This window comes from Olivibacter jilunii, from assembly GCF_900607235.1.
GTDB lineage: Bacteria > Bacteroidota > Bacteroidia > Sphingobacteriales > Sphingobacteriaceae > Olivibacter > Olivibacter oleidegradans.
The window spans coordinates 290,915-312,327 of record NZ_LR027852.1 but is presented as its reverse complement, the minus strand read 5'-3'; the positions used below and the strand labels follow the sequence as shown (position 1 = coordinate 312,327).

Genomic DNA, 21,413 nt, shown 5'->3' with positions numbered 1-21,413 from the left:
CATATGGATATATACACTCGTTATAAAAGTCTTCGTCAACGAACAGAAGATATTTGCCGTCCGCTAGCGATTGAAGATTATGTCGTCCAACCGATCGTAGACGTGAGTCCACCTAAATGGCATCTTGGACATACCACCTGGTTTTTTGAGACCTTTATTTTAACCCCTCATGTTCAGGGATATCAGCCATTTAATCCGGATTACAATTACGTTTTTAACAGCTACTACGAAACCATCGGCAATCGGGTCATCCGTACAGATAGAGGTAATCTTAGCAGACCAACCGTTGATGATATCTATCGCTACCGCCAACATGTAGATGAAGCCATATTAAAAATACTTTCGGCTCCTCTTGAGCCGGAAGTAAGCAATCTAATTGTATTGGGCATTCATCACGAGGAACAACATCAGGAACTTTTATATACGGACATTAAGTATATATTGGGCCACAATCCCTTATTTCCAGCCTATGATGTCACGTATCAACCACCTACTTTGAAATCAACATCAACTAATGATTTTATTCGCATTAAGGAAGGACTTTACGAAATTGGGTTTAAAGGGGATGGCTTTTGCTTTGATAACGAACTTGGTAGACATAAGGCTTATCTTAACGAATTTGAAATAAGTAACCGTTTAGTAAGTAATGCCGAATATCTTGAATTTATAAATGATGGTGGTTACAGCGATTTTCGCCATTGGCATGCCGAGGGCTGGGACTGGGTCAGAAACGAAAAAATAACGGCACCCCTCTATTGGCATTTCATTGACAATAGTTGGTATCATTATACGTTTCGGGGTCTGGAACCTATTGATTTAGAAGCTTCTGTACGACATGTAAGTTACTTCGAGGCTTATGCTTATGCGGCTTGGAAGGGTTTAAGATTGCCTACTGAATTTGAATGGGAGGTGGCTGCGCCAAGTTTTACCTGGGGAGAAAACTGGGAATGGACAGAAAGTGCCTACTTACCTTACCCTGGATTTAAAAAGGCCCCTGGCGCGATCGGTGAATACAATGGTAAATTTATGGTTAACCAAAAGGTATTACGTGGAGCTTCTGTGGTTACCTCGCCCGGGCACAGTCGTCTCACGTATCGAAATTTTTTCCAGACCAATCTACGCTGGCAGTTTACGGGCATTCGGTTAGCAAAATAATTGACAAAGAGCATGAACAAAAATATTTCAGATTTAATGGATGACCTATTCGAAGCCGCTAATACAAAAACAGCACTTTTTTATAACGATGTTATAAAAGGCCTTCGGGAGAACCCGAAGCACTTGGATTCTAAATATTTCTACGATGCGGCGGGCGACAAGCTATTCCGCGAAATCATGAACTGCCCTGAATATTATCTTACCCGGGCCGAACTCGAAATTTTTTCGGAGAAGACTGTCGAGCTTGCAGCGGCACTTAGCCGTGACCGGGATAGTTTTGATCTGATTGAATTAGGTGCCGGTGATGCAACAAAATCGACCTACCTTCTAAAAGAATTGTTAGGGCAGCAGATGGATTTTCGCTACATCCCCATTGATATATCGGCAAATGTAATTGAGAATCTTAACGAAAGTTTACCTAAAGTACTACCTCGACTTAAACTGACGGGTCTGAACGGTGAGTATTTTGAGATGCTGGAAAAAGCGACCTCGTTATCAAATAGGCCTAAAGTTGTTTTATTCTTAGGATCAAATATCGGCAATATGCCTGTAGACAGGGTGACCGAATTTTGCAAAAAACTCCGCAAGCATTTATCAAAGGGCGACCGCCTACTTATGGGGATGGATATAAAGAAAAATCCCAAGACGATCTTGGCGGCTTATAATGATAAAAGCGGTATCACAAAACGTTTTAACCTGAACCTACTTGAGCGAATTAATCGCGAGCTCAATAGCAATTTTATTATAAGCCGTTTTGACCATTACGCTACCTATGATCCGGAAAGCGGGGCTTGCAAAAGTTATCTTATCAGCCTTGACAATCAGACCGTACAAATAGGTGAAGAGGTTTTTCACTTCGCTGAGAATGAGCCGATTTTTATGGAGATCTCACAAAAATTCAGCTTCGAGCAGATTCAAGACTTAGCCGATAAATCCGGGTTTAAATTTATTGATCAACTGTTTGACAGTAAAAAATGGTTCACTGACGTTATTTGGTCAGCTGAATGATATTTGGTATTTTCTCCCGTCATAAAAATAGGAAAGCAAAATCCCGCGGCATTTCAGGCTCACGGGATTTTGATCAATTTTCCCGTTTTATAACTGCGTATCGTTTAGTTTAATGGTTCGTTTTTTTCGAAGTCGGATATTCAATAATTCGACAATCAACGAAAAACCCAAACAAGAATAAATAATGCTTTTACTTACCTCCTGATGGAAACCTCCGGCAATTAACACTACGCCTATGACAACCAGAAACGTTAAAGCAAGCATCTGCAAGGTAGGCTGTTTGTTAATAATCCGTAATACAGGGCCGGCAAAAGCCATCATTACACCGATGGATATAATAACCGCTATAATCATGATCAGTACGTAATCAACTAAGCCTACTGCGGTTAAAATTGAATCGAAGGAAAAAACAGCATCAACCAAAACTATTTGTACTAAGACCGCACCGAAGCCAACCGGACTTTTTTTCTGGTGTAGGTCTTCATCCTGTTCTTGCAATTTATGATGGATTTCTAAGGTGCTTTTCACAATCAGAAAGAGTCCACCAGCTATCAGAATGAGATCCTTGTAGCTAAGCGGGATATCCTCCTTACCAAATAAACTTAAGGTCATAACCGGGTCCTTCAGTCCGATAATCCAGTTTATGCAAAGCAATAAGGCAATTCGGAAAACCATCGCCAAGGTCAAGCCAAGATTACGTGCTTTGCGCTGTAATTTCTCCGGCAACTTTCCTGCAACAATGGAGATGAAAATGATATTATCGATACCTAATACAATCTCAAGAAAGCATAAAGTAATCAGGCTGATCCAAACTCCGGGATCGGCAAAATTAGGGATTTCAAATTCCATAGGGCGTCAGGGATTAATCGAAGTCAAATAAATCACCTAAAAACGATTTCTTTTTATGTGGTCGTTGTTGATAACGCTTATCACGATAGTCGGATTTGTCTTTATAGTCGTTCCACTGATTTGAGCTGTTATATGATTCAGAAGGCTCATCGTTTTGCCCATTATCAACGTAATTGATAATTTTGTCAAGCTCTCCTTTGTCGAGCCAAATCCCCCGACATTTTGGACAATAATCTATTTCCACCTGGTATCTTTCGGACATCAGTAAAGTTTCATTACAATTCGGACATTTCATTTTACTACTTTTTTTTAGGATTCAACTCAGTATCTATTAATTAAAATTGAACAGGTTTAACGACATAGCAAACCTACACTCGCTTTTCCATGTTCATTCGTCCCCCGCTTGTCGGGGAACCTACAATTAGAAGTTATATGAAATATGGTCCGTCAGAACAAGGTATAGATGTGTAAAAAAGTATAATAGGAAGGCTTTAGCCAGCACCCATGGATAAGGAAAAAGGTCGTAATGCTTTGATTAACCGATACTACCGACTCTGCATCAATTCGCTTGTACTTTTCGAGTCCCTTCTTTTCTTTTTCAGCATGGATGTATTTTCCCGGCCCAATTTCCAAATCGTCCAACAGCGTCTCTTGGACGAGTACGCTCTGCACTTCCTTTCCTGTATTTAAAAGCAAGTTTTGATAAAGCAGAAAAAAAGGAAAGAGTATGCTCAACCACAGTAGTAGTAGAGAAAAACGCTTTCTGATTATTATGTTGTCGCGTAAGAGGGAAGACACAAACTATTACTTTTTATTCAAAAATAAACATTATAGACTTTCATTAGATACTATAACAGACAATATCAGCGAAAAGTTACAAAAAACGAAAAGGTATTGACTCATTTAGTTCCCCTGCTTATGTCTTAGCAAACCAAAGGGATTATTATAGATTACATCCAGTGCTAAGTAGTGTGCAGAAAAAGGCGACTGGGATCCCACCAAATTGTTCATATAGCCAAGATCAATGGTGAACGGTAACTCCTGTGGTGATATCGAATAATAAAAAGTGAATCTGCTTTCCCGATATTTGAAGCTCGACCACCTTTCAGACAAGGCACTTCTGCTTGTTGAAAATAAGGATTCGTATCCACCAATAAGCTTATGAATTTTGTGTTTATCTAAATTGATTGCAAGTTGTAATTTTAAACGTGACCGAAGTTGAAGATCTTCCGAAGATGCTTCTTCAAAAGGTTGAGCAAAAGTTCGAAGCTCTTGCCGAAAAGTAGTGGTGAATTTTAGCCTTTCATTTTTAATTGTATAGGCCATTCGTCCGTACAATCTCCACTCCCGTTCAAAACCCGCAACTGTTCGTCTATAAGGAGCAAAATCGTTATACTCCTCTTGCTTCCGATAACTCAAAGCGATTGAGTATTGCCAATGCGGGTGAAACCGATGATAAAATTCCTGATTTATCACCAGAATAGCAGGCTTAAAAAATAGGGCGTAATTGTCCGGATTACTTTTACGCCCTAAACCGATATAAGACATCGATTGCCATTTTTTTGAGACACCTAAATCTTGCCTTAATCCAAACGCAAACCAACCGGCGGTGTTTGCTTCCCCTAAGCCAGGGGGACTAATCTGAGCATAAGTTGCGCTTGATAAACAAAAAGCGGTAAAGCAAAGAAGCAAAAGGAGCTTTTTCATGTTAATCCAACGCGCTGCTCAACACCTTCCCATTCGTATCAAAAGCCACCTTTAGTTCTTCGGCAGCACTTTTCAGTTCAAGTGTATAGACAACTTGTTGCGCTTTCGTAATCTTCTTCACATCTTCTATACGATATTTACTAAAGTCTTTTTTGATCGTTGCTAACACCGTTGAAGGCAAATCCTTTTTGGAAATTTCTTCTTTATGTTCGATCAACTTCCCTCCTTTATCGTACCATACATCATGATCTACAGACAAGAGACCTGTCTCAAACTCAACCTTGTATAGATCGCCCTGCATCTCCCATTCTACGTCCGAAGCTTTTGGAAATGCTTTATTGAAACTGTTTACCACGACGGACGGAACCTGGCTTGGTTGGATATCCTGTCCAAGCGAAACACCGGCATTGATCAGCAATGCGAAAAAACCGGTTAACATACTCTTTTCCATGTTCTTTTAATTATTGATTTAATACAAAGAAATGGGTCAATTCTGGAAAAAATCTGGAATACAAAACGCAAAGGCATAAATGTAATATTCGCCTATTATGCATTAGTTTCTTCATCCGTTTATCATACTAAAGTTCTACCCTTTCCCTAAACAGGGGGTAAAGAAAGGGTAAACAAAAGGTTTAGTCAGAGGTAAAGAAAAGGTAAACGAAGGGTATAGAAACAGTAAGGAAAAGGTATTGCAAGTATAAGCGTTTGTTTGGTGTGATCCTGAGACTAGTTCTTGTCTCAGAATAGACGGCATTTTCACTTTACATTATTAAATCGAATCTCGAAGCAATGTTTGCTGTCAAAAAAATAATACGAAACATTAAAATCATACAGATTACAGATAGCTTTCATAATGGCTAAGCCCAGGCCGGTTCCTTCCGATTTTTTGTCGGTCGATTTATAAAAACGATTAAATATTTTATCAGCTTCGAGTGGCCCGCTTTTCGCTGTATTGCTTACGGTTAGCGCATCAGTCTTTATTTCAACACGAACCTGCCCGTGTGGCATGTTATGAAAAATCGCATTCCTAATGAGGTTAGAAACAATAATATTAGCCAATGCGGGGTCCATTTCCACGGTTAAATCCGCCTCTTCATATACTTCTATTGCTATATTTTTAAATGTTGCAAACTCCTCTAAATCTAGTAAGGTTTGTTTTATCACTTCATTCAAGGATATATTTTGCTGATCAAAAAATTGCTTGTTTTCGATTTTTGTTAAAAGTAATAGGGATTTGTTCAGACGAACTAAGCGTTCGATTATTTGCAGTACTTGCGCAATATTTTCCGCTTGCTCATTTTCTATATTTCCCTTCTCAAGCAGTAATTCCAATTTACTCGTAGCTATCGCTAAGGGTGTTTGTAACTCATGCGAAGCGTTTTCAATGAATTGTTTTTGCTGTTGGTAAGTTTCCATACTATGCTGCAGCAACGTATTAACGGCATCCTTCAGCATACTGAATTCTTTCACATCGGTATTTATATCAGGTAGCTCCCTACTACGTCCTAACCTGAATCTAGTAACCTGGTTTAAGAAGTTATAGAAAGGCTGCCATAATTTTCGTAAAACAATGTTGTTGATAAGAATAATACTCACGACCAAAATGACATAGAGCCAGAACACCGACCAAAAAAGATCTTCAATTAAATCATCTTCTTCTACCATTGAATTGATGACTCTCAGCTCATAAAAATGTCCTTGGTGTTCGAATGCAGTTGTAAGCATGCGCACGGGCTCTAAATCGTCTTCATCCAGCATATACATAAGCGTGTCCGAATACCGATCTTTCATTTTAATCGCAAGTTTTTCCCCCACTTCCCGAATGGCATAGTTACTTTCATCAAAATAGTTTTTCTTCAATATGGCAGAGTCTGTATCTGCTTTTTGAAGAATCAGCACTTTATAATTTTCCAAGCCATCGTCAATGCTATCATGAATTTCATCGAGCATATTGATGTAAAAAATGATTGACCAGATGGTTACAATGAGTAAAATCGAAACGGAAAGATATTTCAGTGATTTATTGAGCAGCTTCATTTCTCTACCATTTTATAACCGACCCCATAAACCGATTCGATTTCAATCGCTGCATTAGCTTGCTGTAATTTTTTTCGAAGGTTTTTAATTTGATAGTAAATGAAGTCGAGGTTATCTGCCTGATCAATGTTATCACCCCAAACATGTTCAGCCAAAGCCGATTTGGTAACCAGACGATTGGTATTTAGTAAAAAATAATTGAGTATGTCAAACTCCTTTCGATTGAGTGCAACCGCTTCCCCATTCACTAAAAGTTGTCGCTCATTTAAGTCTAACACAACATTTCGTGTTTCGATCGTATGTTTGCCGTCCAGCTTCTTTCTTCTTAAAACTGCTTTGATACGTGCATTGAGTTCCGCAATATGAAAAGGTTTAGTTAAATAATCGTCCGCTCCCAGTTCAAGTCCTTTTAGTTTATCATCCAACGAATTTTTTGCCGAAATAATGATAACGTTCTCTGACTTTTCGGATTGTTTCAGCTGTTCCAACAATTGAAGTCCGCTACCACCGGGCAGCATAATGTCCAGCAGAATACAATCATAGTCATACATCTGGATCTTGTCCATGGCCGTATGATAGTCGCTAGCTGACTCAATTAAAAAGTATTCTTTAAGCAACGAAGAAGTAATAGCGTCCAATAGATCTTCCTCGTCCTCAACAATCAAGATTTTCATCTAGTTATCATTTGTTCGTCATCAACTTCAGGACCACTGAAAAGCTGTCCTTACCCACCTATACGTAATTTTTCATTACGGCAAGTATAGGGTTAAATTCTGGAAAGAAGTTGGAATACCCGCTTTTATTTATAGGTATCCTTTTACAAACTTTTACCTTACTTTAACTTTTGAGAAAAGAAGTCGATGGTACGTTTCCATGCCAACTGCGCAGCTTCTTTGTCGTACCGGGGCGTGGTATCATTGTGAAACCCGTGATTGGCATTCTCGTATATAAAAGCCTTATAATCTTTATGATTTTCCTTTAATGCTTTTTCATAAGCTGGCCATCCTTCATTTACGCGGGTATCGAGTGCTGCATAATGCAACAGCAAAGGCGCTTTTATTTGCGGCACTTCATCCAAAGGAGCTTGGCCACCATAAAAAGGAACCACCGCAGCCAAGTTTGGAATTCGGACTGCCATCATGTTGGCAATCCAGCCCCCAAAACAAAAACCAACTACCCCGACCTTACCGTTGCAGAACTTGTCCTTTTCTAGATAATTAAAGGCTGCGATAAAATCTTCGAGCATTTCATTTCTATCCCGTTTACTCTGCAATTCGCGGCCTTCATCATCATTACCTGGATAACCACCGAGCGGACTTAGGGCATCAGGAGCCAAACTTACAAAGCCTGCTAATGCAGCACGTCTCGCAACATCTTCTATGTGTGGGTTAAGCCCTCTGTTCTCATGCACTACAACGATACCGCCCAATTTTTCTGCATTGTTTTTAGGCATGCTTAAAAGCGCTTTTATAGTACCGCCACCCTTGGGTGATGGGTAATCGATGTAGCTTGAAGTGATTCTTGGATCATCGGCTCGCACCTGAATAGCATCCTGATAATCAGGCATTAGAAAACTCATTAGCGACGTAACGGTAACTCCACCAACCGCATAAACCGAAAGCTTTTGCATAAAATCGCGCCGAGTGATACGATTGTGCGCATAATCATCATATAGATCAAAAACTTCCTGTTTTACATCTTCTTTTTTTAGGCTTTTCATAATTATGAATTTTTATAAAATTAAGAATGAACGGAACAAATACACGGATTAGTCATGTAAAATTTAAATGACTATCGATAGCCGTCGGCTGGCTAATGTTTAGAAGAAATGACAAAGGCCTTGCCTGGGAAGCAATGGCCTTTGCATATTATAATCAACCTAAACCTTATCTAGTTAACAGCATTCTTAATATTTTGTTTTGTCAAATAAAAACATCAACACGAAATACGTTTAGGGACGCCAATTTATACCTTCCAGCCGTAAGGAACGTACACATTATCAAAAGTACCATCTTCGTATAAATCGACTATGGCATATCCGTTTTTTGTAGCGTAGCGATCACCTTTCCACCAATTACCACTTACCGCGCCATTACTAATATAGGTAACACCTTGGTACTTTACTTCATCATTAAGGTGAATATGTCCACTTAAAGCTAATTTAACCTGTGGATGCTTGGTGAACAAAGTGACAACGCGCTCTGCATCATTTAAAATAGCACCACCACCCAACTGATAACCGGTATCCACTTTGCCTAAATGACCAACAACCAAAGGCGCTGCTGATAAGATAGGTGCGTGCGATAAGATCACCGTATGTTTATCTTTATTCGCCTCGAGGTCTCGCCCTAGCCATTCAAACTGCTCATCATCTAGCTGGCAAGCATACCATTGCCCGTCCGTTGCCCTAACTTGTATACTATCCAATACGACAAAATGCCATCCAGCTTGATCGAAACTACGATAGGGCCTTTCTAGATGCATCATTTCTAAAGCATAATTCTTACCATAAAGTGGATCGTTTTTTTCAGCGGCCCCCCAGCAGTCGTGGTTCCCAATACAGTATGCGATAGGTAAACTGTTTTCATCTTTCATTATCTGGTGCCAAAGATTCCACTGTGTAACAACCCGATCTTTCGGCTGCTTTAGGGCGTCCATAATACAATCGCCCGTATTAACGATTAAAGTAGGCTTATCTGCTTGCGACTGCACGTGGTGTAAACAGCTAGCCAGACCTTTAGGCGCATCTAATTCGGGTTGCATGTGAACATCTGTTAAATGTGCAAAACGCAAAGAACGCTTGGCTATTTTTCCATTACTCAAATGGGTACTTGGTGTTTCGGCAAAAACAGATTTGCCCAAGACTAAACTGGACAGCGTGCCAATTCCCAAACTCTTTAATAATGATCTACGGTTCATTGTTGTTTTTTTATCAGCAAAAGTAAAACCGACAATATTAGCTTAGTGTTAAGAAATGGTTGTCTTTAACGCACTGTATAATCATCTGTATTGTATAAATTCCGGACAAACAGTACGCTAAAAAGATGTAAGGGCCCCGCATTTGAGTATACGACGCCCTTGCTATTTTTAATCCAACTGACTATATAACGAAATGATTAGCGAAAACGCGACAAGAACATGTGTTTTAGCCAACCGATTTAGGTCTATGGAATTTCCAATCCCTGCGCTAGCCTGCCGAATTTCATATAGTGGTGGTGCATAACTTAGTATGTTGATTTCATCATATTCGGCCGAGCATTTTTCCCCTAATAGGATATCGATCATGAAATATTAAATACGATGCGACATAACAGATTTATATTCTTTCGTAGTATTTTAGATCAGTAATTTTTCCGGTACTTATATCCCATTGGTATTCAATCAACGTTTGATAACCGCAGGCCTGTACCTGCCAAATATAATGGTTTGCTGTGGGCCTTACCCGGTGTAAATACCCCATCATAGCCTTCAATGAAAGCGCTTTATAATCAGGGCGTCCACCCCAACTTAATTGCCCTGCGATTGAATTAGCAAGCTGAGTTGTAATGGTTTCGACGGAAAAGACAGTTGGATTCAGGAAAGAAATACTTTGTAAAAAAGTGTCACCAAGCTCTTCTCCCGATATTTTAAGCCTGTATTCAGTTGGTAACACGCCTGTTGCCGGAAATCTAGACAATAGCGTTTTTCTCACTTGTGTATACTGATCAAGGTGTTCCAAAAAGAACTGTTGTTTTTTTACCGCCAAGGTCTGCAGTATCTCGGTATGAGATGCGCGAAGGTACGCTGTATCAGCCAATATACTCCAACCTATTTTCTGAAGACCTTGACTTAGCGAATCGACTGTTGTTTTCGGGTTTCCCGATATAGCCAAATTGGATAAATCAGGACTGCTATCTGAAAGTGTAGCAAATCGCACATTATCTACGTCTTGTGTGGTGAGATTAAAATCAACGGCAATGCAATAATGGCGAGTGATCATAAAAAGCTGCCATTTATCCCGCAAAACCGGTAGCCCGTATATTAAAGGCCCAATTTGTGAATCGAGCATCAAATCATCATAAATGTTAGACGAAGTTTCTACAATGACCGGTAGCATCGTATTCGCGATTAATCCCATAATTGCCTCAGCAGTAAAAGATTGAAAAGTTAATAATCGGGCGTAATCGGCCTCCTTCCAAAGAATAGTAAGTGATGAGTCTACTATTGGAGTAAGGCGTAAGGCTTTTTCCAAATCTATAGGCGGAGGCGTTAACTTTTCAAAGCTCTGTCTACGAACGCTCTCATAAGCAAACCGATTTTCATCCAAATATTTACTTATCTCGCGAAAAAAAACACTCTTTTGCAATAATGTATTTCTTTCCTCCATGCTAGCATTAGAAACACTATCGGCTTGCTCAACGAAAGTTATCAACTCCTTCTCTAATCGATGCATAAAAGATACCGTTTTATCTTGCAAGGCGTAAGGTTCAGTAGAAACAAGCTGTCCATAAACAAACCCCGGGGTGACGGTAAAAAAAAGAAAGATTATTTTCCGGAAACGCATAATGCCGGATAAAGTAAACAAGATAAATTGCGTTTTCATCGATTGCTGCTTTATTAATAAAAAACTCTTTGAGCTTGGAAAGATCAATATTAGATCATTGAATTCAAATAGCGTTTTTCAGGTATCTTTTAGTTGTCACTACGAATAAGTCGGTATAATCCCTTGGGCTCTAAATTCATCGAAAAGTTTGAGAAACATCTTTTCAGTATCTACATATTCATGGAAGCCAGATCTCCTTGATTTGCTACTATCCGCAAAAAAATCATAATCCCAGGAAAAAACAAAGTCTCCGAAAGCCCAGTTTGACAATTGATCATACTTGAGTCGAGGCAAATTATAGTTACTTTGCATCTTTTCCCAAAGACTTCCTTTATCACGCATAACCGTCTGCAGCGGAAGATGTAACGGACTTCCTACCGGCATTTCAAAGTATTGCGCTATTTTAGGCCATAAATCCTTCCATCGGAAAAGATCACCATTAGCAATGTTAAAGGCTTGATTTGCATTAGCGGGCTCCGTTGCGGCCCAAACAGTTGCCTTTGCCAGCAATCCCGCATCGGTCATTTCCATCAAGGAATGATAAGCTCCCGGCTTACCGGGAAATCGAAGAGGCAGTTTTAATTCCTTTGAAATAGATGCATAGATGGCAATGAGCAAGGCTAAGTTCATTGGGTTACCTAAACTTGCACCTCCAACCACTGATGGACGGATTGCGGACCAGGTCCAATTTTTGCCCCGCTGCCTTTCTTCAAGAAAGTACTGTTGGCTCAGATTAAATTCAGGTGGCATAAACCCGGCGTCTTCCTCTTTGGCAGGCGTTTTAAAAGGCCCCAAATGAGCTCCGTATACCTTATAACCCTGCATCAAACTAACATGCTGTAAATTGGTCGCCACTGGCTCAACCGCATCCATGAGATTAATAAGCATATCCAGATTCGGTTGTACAAGCGCTTCCCAGCTTGGTCTGTCTTGATATGCCGCATAAAAAATATGAGTAACCAAATTGCAATTTCGCAGTTTTTCTTCCGTATCTTCACGATCCAGCAAATCGATCGCCAAGTTTTTTAATCGACCACCACCTTCTCCACCTTTACGGGAAAGACCAATCACGTTCCATGCGCCATTATCCAATAAAAATTCGATAAGCTTTTTTCCTATTACGCCACTGGCGCCTACGACCAAAGCCGTACCTTTCAATTTTGTTTCCATATGAAATTCTTTGATTCCACAAAGTTCAAGAGATCGATTCACTATTATTGGTATATTTCTACGATTTTATTGTACCTTTCCGATATGAAGCGTTATGTACAGTATCAACCCTTTGTTATCGAAGAATTTGAAGCGAATACTTGGAAGCATGCTCTGCACAAGCACAATCATTATGAATTAATTTATATTAAACAGGGCGACGGCTTGCACTTTATACAAAACAAGAGTACCCTGTATTGCCGTGGAAGTCTATTTCTATTAGGTCCGGAGGATGATCACTATTTCGATATCCGTAATGCTACTCGATTTATTTACGTAAAGTTCACAGATCTCCACTTATATCGAGGAGTTCAGGCTGATCATTTGTATCTGCAAAAACTGGAGTATTTAATTAAAAGTAGAGAAACCCATTTATCTGTTTTTTTACTTCGCGAAGAAGAACAGCTGCTCATCCAAAACGTTTTCAACACCTTCTCTTTAATTCAGCATCAAGTAATGTTATACGAAGAAGTCATTAGGTTACAGCTGTTTTCCATTGCCGTCATTTTACAACGTAATATGCCCGAGTTGCGCGTAACGGCAAACAGAAGTCAGGATATGCAAGCTCTTTTCTGTTATATCCATAAACATATATATTGTCCCGCTAAACTCCAGGCAGTCGAAATAGCCCACCATTTTAACAGGACACCCGATTATATTGGCCCGTATTTTAAGCGTCATGTAGGAATTACCTTGCGAGATTATATACGGCAATACCGGAATCAGCTGATTAAGAAACGAATCGAGAGCGGCAGTTATCGACTAAAGGAAATTGCAGCAGAATTTGGGCTGGTGGATGAAAGTCATGTTTTAAAGCTTTTACGAAGTGAAAACGAGGGACTGGTTTAAGCTTAGGATTGAGGCAAATTCTATCAACAAAAAAAGCCTTAGTAATCTAAGGCTTTTTAATTCGGGTCAATGAATGGACTGATTTCGAACCAAGTTATTGAAGAATTGATTGAAATTGATGACCTTGCAAAGGTCCCCATATCGGTGTAACGTAACTTTGAAGGGCTTCACTTTTCAAAGGCATCGTTTTTAGTTGACCTTAATTCCACCTTTCCTTTACTTTTTTGATATGATCAGATAGTCTAAGAGAGAATTTCTCTTCGTTGAACTTTTCACAATCTTCTAATCTGGTCACCAGCTTAACACTCTGGTTTCAGATTTGGATTAATTCCGAAATCTTTGGTTTAAGAATCCTTGCGTTATTAGGCGTAAAATGAACCGTTTTGTTTCTTAAACTAAATAAATTGACTATTTCATTTACATGAATTTTTCCATTATTCAGATCGTCTTTGAAAACATAAATAGTGCGTTCCATCACTTTCGCTATGGATATCCTTGAATAACTGAATTCATCTATCACGTCGGTATGCCTTAAGAACAGAAGATGTCTGTTAATCAACGTTTCAATAAAGAATCCGAAATTGTTCAAATGTCCCAGTATTTCTATCGAATCGATCCGATGGTTCAGCCCGAATTTGTAGCTATGTGTACTGGCTTCGATCTGAGATAGTTTCCAGGCAATCGACATTGACCGTAAAGTCTCATCGGTCAATGCGTCAGGAATAGTGGACTGTAAAATTCCAACAGCATTATCGGGCAGATCCATCGCCTCCACTATTTCCCTGTCGGCTTTGGATGGTTCGATCTTCTCCAGTTTTTCTGCAAATAGGATCGAAGCCAATTGATACGATAAGGCCGTATGGATATAACGAAAAGACTCCTGAAGAAAGAAGGTGGCACCAAGTTCAAGCTTGGAATAGGTATCTATATCGTGCTTTTTTGTCATTTTTAAACTCGTTCCGATCCCCAAATATAAGTAGTACCGGCAAGAAATATACAAAAGTTGCACCATTCAGACCAATTCAATCATATCGAGGGAAAGATTACACAGGCTTGCCTATCACGCGTTTGCTCTTCCTTCCCCACTTGCGGTTATACCAGATGATAAAACCTGTAACGGGTAATGAAGCCCCGATCAGGGAAGCAAGCGAGGCCATTATTTTGGTGATCAGGCCGCCGATATTGCCTACATGCAGTTCAAAATTCATTTGATAAATCTTTTCACCGGGAGAAAGCCGCTCAAAGTCGGGAGTTTGTTTGACCTTGGCCAAGGTATACTGGTCATAGCTGTATCGTCCGCCGTTATACCACACCCCGGCTCGCAGCTGTTTAAAGACAGTATAGGTATCCTGCGCATTCTTCGGATACAAGATCGTTACCCGCTCGTATCCCTTATTCACATATCGCTGCCACAGGCTGTCGTCTGCGTGCGCCATGGGTTTTAAATCCTTTCTCGGTAGCGAATGTCCAGGTTGAAATCTTTCCAATCGGGGTTTTCCTCCCGTCAAAAGCCAATGATAGCCTCGTTCAAACCAGTCGAAGGTGTAGTAAATCCCCGTAATGGTAAGAATGAGAGCCACTAAAAAAGCATAAAAGCCCAGCACGTTGTGCAGATCTATATTGAGCCGTTTCCATTTTGCGTTCCACTTGATTTTAAAGCTTTTCGCCCGCGTGGATTTATTCCATTTATTCGGGTACCACCAAATCAGTCCGGTAATCAATGTGATACCGAAGATAATGCATGAGGCACCTACGATCGGACTCCCTATCTTCGGATTGAGCCATAGAAAACGGTGTCCCGCCCGTAGAAAGATCATGAATTTCTGGGTTCCGCTCATCTCGCCTCCATCATCATGCAATACCTTTGCATTATAAGGATCCAGAAAGATGTTTTTATAAACCTTATCTGTCAGATTGCCATAGGTCAATACCGCGGCTTTTCCCGGCTTCTCATAAACAACCGATAAAAGGCTGAGTGCGGAATCCCGATTTGAAAGAAGATAGCGGTCTGCCTGTTCCCGCAAGATAGAAGGGGCCAGGAAAGCCCCCCCTGTACGTACCGCCACCCGGCCTTCTGTTTCCGTGAAACCGGTGATTTCATCACGGAATACCCAGACTGCTGCCGTTAGACAAACGATAAAGACCACTAGGCCCGAGGCCAAGCCCAACCATAAATGCAGCCACTCGTTTATTCGCCTGAAAAGTGATTTGGCTTTCTTTGGACCCATCAGAAACGAAGCGTTAAGTTTACAGCGAAATTCCGGGGGGCCTGTGGAGCTGTCCAAGCATCCCAGTAACGCTCGTTACCGATGTTATTCAACTTAAAGCCCAATCGCCATTTCGGCTGGTCATAAAAGGCCGTTGCATTCAATACCGTATAAGAGGGTACGGAAAACACATTATCGGCAAAGCCGAAGCTCTTATCCACATAGTTACCGCCAAAGCCCAACCCAAGGCCTTTCAATGCGTGCTGAAAGGTATACGAAACCCATAAATTCGCCACATTCTCCGGTGCATTGATCGCTTTATTCCCTTCGATCGTCGGGTCGGAAGCACGGACAATACGGTTATCATTATATACATAACCCGCCAGCAGGTGCATTCCGGGCACTGGGTTCGCGAGAAGCTCAAATTCCGCCCCTTTGCTCACCTGCTTTCCATCCTGAACGGTAAAACCATCTGTATTTATCCTCGTCGCATTATCAATCACAATACGATAATAGCTCAAAGTTAAGCTCACCTTTTTCGCCGCTGTTTCCAGCTTCACCCCTGCTTCCGACTGATTGGCGTTAACGGGATCAAGAACTAATAGTGTTCCGTCCGGTTGATTGGATGGAGCCAGATTCTGAAAACCGCTCATGTAATTCGCAAAGGCCGAAAGGCGATCTTTCCACACCTGATAAATCAAGCCCAATTTAGGAGCTAGCGCGGTTTGCTTATACCCCGGTGTCGTAGCAATCTCTTTTCGCTCGAAACGGTCCACGCGCAAACTTAACATAGCCGAGAAACGATCTGTGAAATTTATTACATCGGTAGCATAAGCGCTTATGGTCTGTTGACTTGCCTGCGGGAAAATGGTTTCAACAAGCCGTGCATCCACCATTCTTTTGCTTACGTCCGTAACCGGACCGTAAACACCTACTGTGTCTATGTTACCTGTGTTTGCGTTATTAAACCCACCTTTGGTATAGCGGTAGTTCACGCCTATCAATAAATTATGTTTTAGGAATCCTGTATAAAATTGGCCATTGACGTTTTCCTGCACATTTAAGTAATTATTGTAAATGGGACCATATACCAACACCGAACGTATTACACTGTCGGGAGCTGTCCAGGTCTGATAAAATTGATAACTGTGATCCACCTCTTCACCCACAAATGAGAACAGGGTAGAAGAAGTCCAGTTTTTCGAAATTTTATATTTCGCTTCCGTGAAAAACTTTGTAACTGTCGTTTTTGCATCCCCGTCATCTTTAAACAGTACACGGTTATAAGCCAATGGAATCTGTTCCGCACTTGTAATACCCGAAGCCCGATCAAAACGATTGTATACCATCCGTGTATTGTTGGTATGAAAGTATTCTGCGTCCAGCAGAAAAGTCAGGCGTTCATTCACCCGGAATGATAAGCTTGGCGCGATCAGAAATGTATTGTTAAACCCATAATTCAGGAAGCTTTTCTGTCTGTTAACGGCCGCATTCAAACGGAATAAAGCAGTTTTATCTTCCGTCAATGGCCGGTTCAGATCCACTGTCAGGCGGTTCAGATTGTAACTGCCCCCTGTATAGGAAACCTCCGTATGGGCTGTTTCAAAAGGTTTTTTGGTGACCAGGTTCACCACACCACCGAAAGACGAGACAGCCGAACCGAACAACGTTCCCGAGGGTCCCTTCAATACCTCTATACGCTCTATATTAGCGATATCGAGCGACGAACGCCCACTCACGGTCTCCATGCCGTTTCGGGCATTCACTCCGGTACTGAAACCACGGATCATCATGCCGAAGCCGCCCGAAGCATACACCTGCGGCACGCTGCCCGGCGCATTGCGCACAACCTCTCCGATATCCACCGCAACCTGTTCTTTCATCAGTTCTTTTGATACCACGCTGTACACCTGTGGGTTTTCCAGGTTGCTTAGTGGCATCCGCGCCACGTAATCGGTACTTTTGTCCAATATTTTTTCTTCGCCCGCGCCGGTAACGATAACTTCCTGCAAGGTCTGCGCGTCCTCCGATAAAATTATCTGCAGCTCCACGGTGCCGTCGATCGGAACCAGAACTTCCTGCTGCTTCGGTCGAAGGCCCACAAAAGTGGCAATAACCGTTTGTCTTCCCGCCTTCACCCCTTCCATGGTAAAATTCCCGTCACGATCCGATCTGGTGCTGTGTCCACCACTAACACTGATGGTTACCGCTATTGCGGGCAGTCCGTCTCTGGTTACAACGGTCCCTTTTATGGTGCCCATCGGCTGCTTCGACGGATAGTCGTTATCGGATGTCTGCCCCAGGGCGGGTATTACACCAAAAGGACTTAAAAATAAAACGGCTGCCGTTAACGGTAAAAATAGAGCGGCACAAAATTTTTGTAGATTTTTGAGGCAGGTTGATCCCGTTTCCATACATTTGTTAAGTTAATTAATAAGACAATTGTTGATTAATTCAACCCGGCGGAAAATTTGGCGATAGACTGCCGGGTTCTCTTTATAGCATGCAGCAAGTTAAGTTTTCCTGAAGCCCATAATTTTGTATTAAGCGGATTGATCCGCACAAAAGTAATACTATTTAGAATTAATACAAATAAAATTAATCAACACTTAAAAAACGAGCTTAACGGAAAACTATCAAGAGATTCACGGATAGGCCCAATCGAAACGCGTAATGTATTTTACCAGTATCTCGCAATAAGGGGGACTCTTTTCAGTAAATAGCTTGCTCCCACACTGCAACACACCGAGCCCATAAACACCAATATAAACTTGATCCATACATTCAGCTCAATTTCCAATAGTAGGAACTGGATCCAGTTTACGAAAACATAATGGGTAAGATAGACCAGGAACGCGTATTTGGACAGGAAAGACATGGCACTGTTATGCTTTGTTGCAAAACGGCGAAATACGGTCACAAATGCCAGAATACTGGCGGTGCAGGAGCAGAGATACAGCGTAAAATAGATCATCCAGGCGGGCAATTCCCGAATAGATCCGTTGCGGACCAATGATGTCAGGCAGGGTGATACGAGCGTTAATACAACAAATGAAACTACGCAGGCTATGGTCCAAAGCCGCCACCTTTTTACCAATATCGAGTCTTTTGCCAATATGGTCCTTTCAAAATTACCCGAACCCAGTGCGACTCCCATCAGGAAATATCCTAGGTATAGCAACGGTCTGCAGTACTGAAAGTCGAACGGACCCAACCCCTTCCAAGTACCTGCACCGACAGAATATGCTATCGGAACGTAGAGTAGCCAGGAAATACCTAAGAGGATCAGAAAAACCAAAAAGGGTTTGCCGCCCATCCTTTCTAAATATTCACCGGCAAGAAACCTGCATCGTTTGAACCATGGGAAGACAAATAGGAAAATAATGTTAAACGCAAAGAGCATCCAGATAAACCACGTCGGACCAGCCGGCCAACCCTGATGGGTAAAGAAATCTTTGATATATTTAGCGGGATCTGTGTCACCGGTGGCTAGATAATAGGAAGGGAAATAGGCAATCAACATCAGCAATGTGCCGAAGGATATAAACGGCAAAAAAAGCCGGAGCGTTCTATCGCTGATGAATTTACCCCTGCTTTTTCTTTTCAGACTCCCGGGCAGGAATAAACCACCAATGAGGAACATCAGTGACATAAAGAAGATATCATTGAAATTTATGAAAATATCTAAGCCGATATTGTTATGCAGATCAACAATGGGGCTTGTGGACTCAATGTACCTTTCCCTACTAAACCACCCGAATGTAGCGTAGGCTATGGCGGAATGGTGTGCTACTACCAGTAACGTAAGTGTTGACCGAAGGTAGTCAATCCAATAGCTTCTTTCAGGCGTTGGGCTTAGGGACGTAGTGACAAGCATAGGTTCAAGTTATAATGTTTTTAATCTATTAGTAATAGTTTGTGAGTATATGACGAACAGCAAAGGTGAAAGGTTGCATCAGGTCCACATTGATGCCAAAATGCTGAGATTTGAACTGAAACTGCTGGTTCCGAATCACAAGATAACCGAATTGTTCAGGATGGTAATTTTGGATACTTACGCCACTGATACCGCAGAAAACAAGGAACGAAAAACGGTTTTAGCCAAAGAACTGACTGAAGAAAGCAACAAATTGGTGAGAGCGAGAGAATTACTCCTAATGGGAGATATCGACGGTAGGGACTTCAAAGAAATAAAATCAGTGTGTGGAAAGCAAAAAAAAATGGGCAAAAGATTTCAAAAAATCTTTTGCCCTGTGAAGGGTGGAATATGGGGCTCGAACCCACGACCTCCTGAACCACAATCAGGCGCTCTAACCAACTGAGCTAAAACCACCGTTTTTAGTGAGGCAAAGATATATAATAAACCAACACAGCGCAAATATTTTTATCATTTTTTGTGCTTTTGTTTTTCTTAACTTAGCCCGAAATCGTTCTATTGAATAGAGGAAAAACAAAATGGATTGGGAATCAGCAATTAAGGATTTTAAGCAATATCTAAGGTTAGAGCGTTCACTCGCAAAAAATTCGATAGAAGCTTATTTGCATGATGTAGAGAAGTTACGCCAGCACGCACTTTATAGTCATAAAAAGGATCCCAATGCGATCCTCACGCAAGATATTCGTGATTTCCTGGAATGGATTTATTCGCTTGGAATGTCTGCACACTCGCAGGCACGGGTCTTATCCGGCATCAAAACCTTTTATCATTATTTAACGTTGGAAGGAGCTATGGAGCACAACCCCGCAGCCTTAATAGAAGCACCACGCTTGGGCAGGAAACTGCCCGATACGTTGAGTATTGTGGAAATTGATGCGCTTATAGGTGCTATCGACCTTTCGACACCGGAAGGGCTACGCAATAAGGCGATGTTAGAGGTGCTCTACAGCTGCGGATTACGGGTTAGCGAGCTTGTCAATTTAAAGATTTCTAATCTGTTCTTGGAGATTGAGTTTATTCGCGTAACCGGAAAAGGCAACAAAGAACGGCTCATCCCCATTGGACATTCAGCTATCAAACATTTACAGATTTATCTGCAACATACAAGGAAAAAGGGGCCGCAAAAACCAGGAATGGAAGATTATGTGTTTTTGAACAGAAGAGGCTCTCCCCTTTCCCGTGTAATGGTGTTCCTTATTATCAAAGAATTGGCGATAAAAGTTGGCTTGAAAAAAACCATCAGCCCACATACCTTCCGTCATTCTTTCGCAACACATCTCATAGAGGGTGGAGCTGATTTACGTGCTGTACAGGATATGCTTGGACATGAAAGCATCAGTACTACGGAAATTTACACCCATTTAGATCGGGACTACCTTCGCTCGGTAATGATCGAATTTCACCCTCGTGCCTAGATAATGTTATTCGAACTTGCAATATAGCTGCATTTATGCTACTTTTGCAGTAAATGGTAGAAGGATTGTCATTAAAAAGCATCTATAGGCTAATTGCGCTTTGCTTGCTTGTAACAATAGGTTACATACAAGGCGTGCAATTAATACATGCTTACCATCATAATGACAATACAAAGCAAACAAGCCATACCTCCTTTCAAGTTAAAAAGGAAATCAATTGTAAGATATGTGATTACCTACATGTCAAACAAGGCCAACAGTTGCCAGGTCAGCTTTTCACGTTAAGTGAAGTATATAGGAGCAAACCTATACTGATTCAACGTTTGGATCTAGCTATACCATTTGAGATTCCCCTATCCAGCTATTTCAATAAAGGGCCACCATTGGCCTAATCAGCTCTTCTCTTAGCAAAAGCAAAGCCATTATAATGCTGATTTTTCCTGTAAAAAGAAGCAAAT

At 41.2% G+C, this 21,413-nt stretch carries 19 protein-coding genes and 1 tRNA gene; 4 read left to right on the top strand and 16 right to left on the bottom strand.

Annotated features, from left to right (window positions below):
• Positions 1–3: 3 nt before the first annotated feature.
• Entirely contained in the window at positions 4–1,155 is a 1,152-nt protein-coding gene (egtB, locus tag E0E36_RS17510) for an ergothioneine biosynthesis protein EgtB (protein WP_130857080.1), read from the top strand.
• A gap of 12 nt (positions 1,156–1,167) precedes the next feature.
• On the top strand, positions 1,168–2,163 hold the full coding sequence (locus E0E36_RS17505) for an L-histidine N(alpha)-methyltransferase (protein ID WP_013665837.1): 996 nt from the start codon (positions 1,168–1,170) through the stop codon (positions 2,161–2,163).
• 87 nt (positions 2,164–2,250) lie between these two features.
• Here the strand turns inward: E0E36_RS17505 and E0E36_RS17500 are convergent, their stop codons facing one another.
• The 11 genes from E0E36_RS17500 to E0E36_RS17450 form a co-directional block, all read right to left on the bottom strand.
• Positions 2,251–3,012 carry a TerC family protein gene (locus E0E36_RS17500; RefSeq protein WP_013665836.1) on the bottom strand — a complete coding sequence of 254 codons (762 nt, stop codon included), beginning with the start codon at positions 3,010–3,012 and terminating at the stop codon, positions 2,251–2,253.
• A gap of 13 nt (positions 3,013–3,025) precedes the next feature.
• Positions 3,026–3,274 carry a TFIIB-type zinc ribbon-containing protein gene (locus E0E36_RS17495; protein ID WP_242627290.1) on the bottom strand — a complete coding sequence of 83 codons (249 nt, stop codon included), beginning with the start codon at positions 3,272–3,274 and terminating at the stop codon, positions 3,026–3,028.
• Positions 3,275–3,459: 185 nt separating this feature from the next.
• Positions 3,460–3,708 carry a hypothetical protein gene (locus tag E0E36_RS17490; RefSeq protein WP_130857078.1) on the bottom strand — a complete coding sequence of 83 codons (249 nt, stop codon included), beginning with the start codon at positions 3,706–3,708 and terminating at the stop codon, positions 3,460–3,462.
• A 207-nt stretch (positions 3,709–3,915) separates the two neighbouring features.
• Positions 3,916–4,719, bottom strand: a complete 804-nt coding sequence (locus E0E36_RS17485; protein ID WP_013665833.1) for a porin family protein — start codon at positions 4,717–4,719, stop codon at positions 3,916–3,918.
• Position 4,720: 1 nt separating this feature from the next.
• The gene (locus E0E36_RS17480; protein WP_013665832.1) at positions 4,721–5,170 is read right to left on the bottom strand and encodes a PepSY-like domain-containing protein; all 450 of its coding nucleotides are present in this window, start codon (positions 5,168–5,170) and stop codon (positions 4,721–4,723) included.
• Between the two features lie 305 nt (positions 5,171–5,475).
• Entirely contained in the window at positions 5,476–6,756 is a 1,281-nt protein-coding gene (locus tag E0E36_RS17475; RefSeq protein ID WP_130857076.1) for a sensor histidine kinase, read from the bottom strand.
• On the bottom strand, positions 6,753–7,430 hold the full coding sequence (locus tag E0E36_RS17470; RefSeq protein WP_130857074.1) for a response regulator transcription factor: 678 nt from the start codon (positions 7,428–7,430) through the stop codon (positions 6,753–6,755). The genes E0E36_RS17475 and E0E36_RS17470 overlap by 4 nt, the downstream gene beginning before the upstream one ends.
• Before the next feature lie 158 nt (positions 7,431–7,588).
• Positions 7,589–8,476 carry a dienelactone hydrolase family protein gene (locus E0E36_RS17465; protein ID WP_013665829.1) on the bottom strand — a complete coding sequence of 296 codons (888 nt, stop codon included), beginning with the start codon at positions 8,474–8,476 and terminating at the stop codon, positions 7,589–7,591.
• 245 nt (positions 8,477–8,721) lie between these two features.
• Entirely contained in the window at positions 8,722–9,675 is a 954-nt protein-coding gene (locus tag E0E36_RS17460) for a metallophosphoesterase family protein (protein ID WP_130857072.1), read from the bottom strand.
• 397 nt (positions 9,676–10,072) lie between these two features.
• Positions 10,073–11,338 (bottom strand): hypothetical protein, encoded by a 1,266-nt coding sequence (locus tag E0E36_RS17455; RefSeq protein WP_130857070.1) that lies wholly within the window; start codon positions 11,336–11,338, stop codon positions 10,073–10,075.
• Positions 11,339–11,437: 99 nt separating this feature from the next.
• Complete coding sequence (locus E0E36_RS17450; RefSeq protein WP_130857068.1) at positions 11,438–12,508, bottom strand: SDR family oxidoreductase; 1,071 nt, start codon at positions 12,506–12,508, stop codon at positions 11,438–11,440.
• 84 nt (positions 12,509–12,592) lie between these two features.
• Between E0E36_RS17450 and E0E36_RS17445 the strand changes: the two genes are divergently transcribed.
• Positions 12,593–13,396, top strand: a complete 804-nt coding sequence (locus tag E0E36_RS17445) for an AraC family ligand binding domain-containing protein (protein WP_165447023.1) — start codon at positions 12,593–12,595, stop codon at positions 13,394–13,396.
• 313 nt (positions 13,397–13,709) lie between these two features.
• Here E0E36_RS17445 and E0E36_RS17440 read toward each other — a convergent pair whose 3' ends face one another.
• The 5 genes from E0E36_RS17440 to E0E36_RS17420 all read right to left on the bottom strand — a co-directional run bounded on the left by E0E36_RS17440 (position 13,710) and on the right by E0E36_RS17420 (position 19,937).
• Positions 13,710–14,342 carry a hypothetical protein gene (locus E0E36_RS17440; RefSeq protein ID WP_130857064.1) on the bottom strand — a complete coding sequence of 211 codons (633 nt, stop codon included), beginning with the start codon at positions 14,340–14,342 and terminating at the stop codon, positions 13,710–13,712.
• Positions 14,343–14,439: 97 nt separating this feature from the next.
• A complete protein-coding gene (locus E0E36_RS17435) occupies positions 14,440–15,624 on the bottom strand; it encodes a PepSY-associated TM helix domain-containing protein (protein ID WP_130857062.1) in 1,185 nt (394 codons plus the stop codon).
• Complete coding sequence (locus E0E36_RS17430; RefSeq protein ID WP_130857061.1) at positions 15,624–18,017, bottom strand: TonB-dependent receptor; 2,394 nt, start codon at positions 18,015–18,017, stop codon at positions 15,624–15,626. The genes E0E36_RS17435 and E0E36_RS17430 overlap by 1 nt, the downstream gene beginning before the upstream one ends.
• A gap of 266 nt (positions 18,018–18,283) precedes the next feature.
• Positions 18,284–19,480, bottom strand: a complete 1,197-nt coding sequence (locus tag E0E36_RS17425) for an acyltransferase family protein (protein WP_130857059.1) — start codon at positions 19,478–19,480, stop codon at positions 18,284–18,286.
• A 381-nt stretch (positions 19,481–19,861) separates the two neighbouring features.
• Positions 19,862–19,937: transfer RNA gene (locus E0E36_RS17420), tRNA-His, on the bottom strand.
• 121 nt (positions 19,938–20,058) lie between these two features.
• Here E0E36_RS17420 and xerD point away from each other — a divergent pair.
• Entirely contained in the window at positions 20,059–20,955 is an 897-nt protein-coding gene (xerD, locus tag E0E36_RS17415; protein WP_130857057.1) for a site-specific tyrosine recombinase XerD, read from the top strand.
• The last annotated feature ends 458 nt before the right edge of the window (positions 20,956–21,413 follow it).

Coding starts and splice junctions, on each gene's coding strand:
- egtB (WP_130857080.1), top strand. CDS start 4: ATGGATATATACACTCGTTATAAAAGTCTTCGTCAACGAACAGAAGAT.
- E0E36_RS17505 (WP_013665837.1), top strand. CDS start 1,168: ATGAACAAAAATATTTCAGATTTAATGGATGACCTATTCGAAGCCGCT.
- E0E36_RS17500 (WP_013665836.1), bottom strand. CDS start 3,012: ATGGAATTTGAAATCCCTAATTTTGCCGATCCCGGAGTTTGGATCAGC.
- E0E36_RS17495 (WP_242627290.1), bottom strand. CDS start 3,274: ATGTCCGAAAGATACCAGGTGGAAATAGATTATTGTCCAAAATGTCGG.
- E0E36_RS17485 (WP_013665833.1), bottom strand. CDS start 4,719: ATGAAAAAGCTCCTTTTGCTTCTTTGCTTTACCGCTTTTTGTTTATCA.
- E0E36_RS17480 (WP_013665832.1), bottom strand. CDS start 5,170: ATGGAAAAGAGTATGTTAACCGGTTTTTTCGCATTGCTGATCAATGCC.
- E0E36_RS17475 (WP_130857076.1), bottom strand. CDS start 6,756: ATGAAGCTGCTCAATAAATCACTGAAATATCTTTCCGTTTCGATTTTA.
- E0E36_RS17470 (WP_130857074.1), bottom strand. CDS start 7,430: ATGAAAATCTTGATTGTTGAGGACGAGGAAGATCTATTGGACGCTATT.
- E0E36_RS17465 (WP_013665829.1), bottom strand. CDS start 8,476: ATGAAAAGCCTAAAAAAAGAAGATGTAAAACAGGAAGTTTTTGATCTA.
- E0E36_RS17460 (WP_130857072.1), bottom strand. CDS start 9,675: ATGAACCGTAGATCATTATTAAAGAGTTTGGGAATTGGCACGCTGTCC.
- E0E36_RS17455 (WP_130857070.1), bottom strand. CDS start 11,338: ATGAAAACGCAATTTATCTTGTTTACTTTATCCGGCATTATGCGTTTC.
- E0E36_RS17450 (WP_130857068.1), bottom strand. CDS start 12,508: ATGGAAACAAAATTGAAAGGTACGGCTTTGGTCGTAGGCGCCAGTGGC.
- E0E36_RS17445 (WP_165447023.1), top strand. CDS start 12,593: ATGAAGCGTTATGTACAGTATCAACCCTTTGTTATCGAAGAATTTGAA.
- E0E36_RS17440 (WP_130857064.1), bottom strand. CDS start 14,342: ATGACAAAAAAGCACGATATAGATACCTATTCCAAGCTTGAACTTGGT.
- E0E36_RS17435 (WP_130857062.1), bottom strand. CDS start 15,624: ATGGGTCCAAAGAAAGCCAAATCACTTTTCAGGCGAATAAACGAGTGG.
- E0E36_RS17430 (WP_130857061.1), bottom strand. CDS start 18,017: ATGGAAACGGGATCAACCTGCCTCAAAAATCTACAAAAATTTTGTGCC.
- E0E36_RS17425 (WP_130857059.1), bottom strand. CDS start 19,480: ATGCTTGTCACTACGTCCCTAAGCCCAACGCCTGAAAGAAGCTATTGG.
- xerD (WP_130857057.1), top strand. CDS start 20,059: ATGGATTGGGAATCAGCAATTAAGGATTTTAAGCAATATCTAAGGTTA.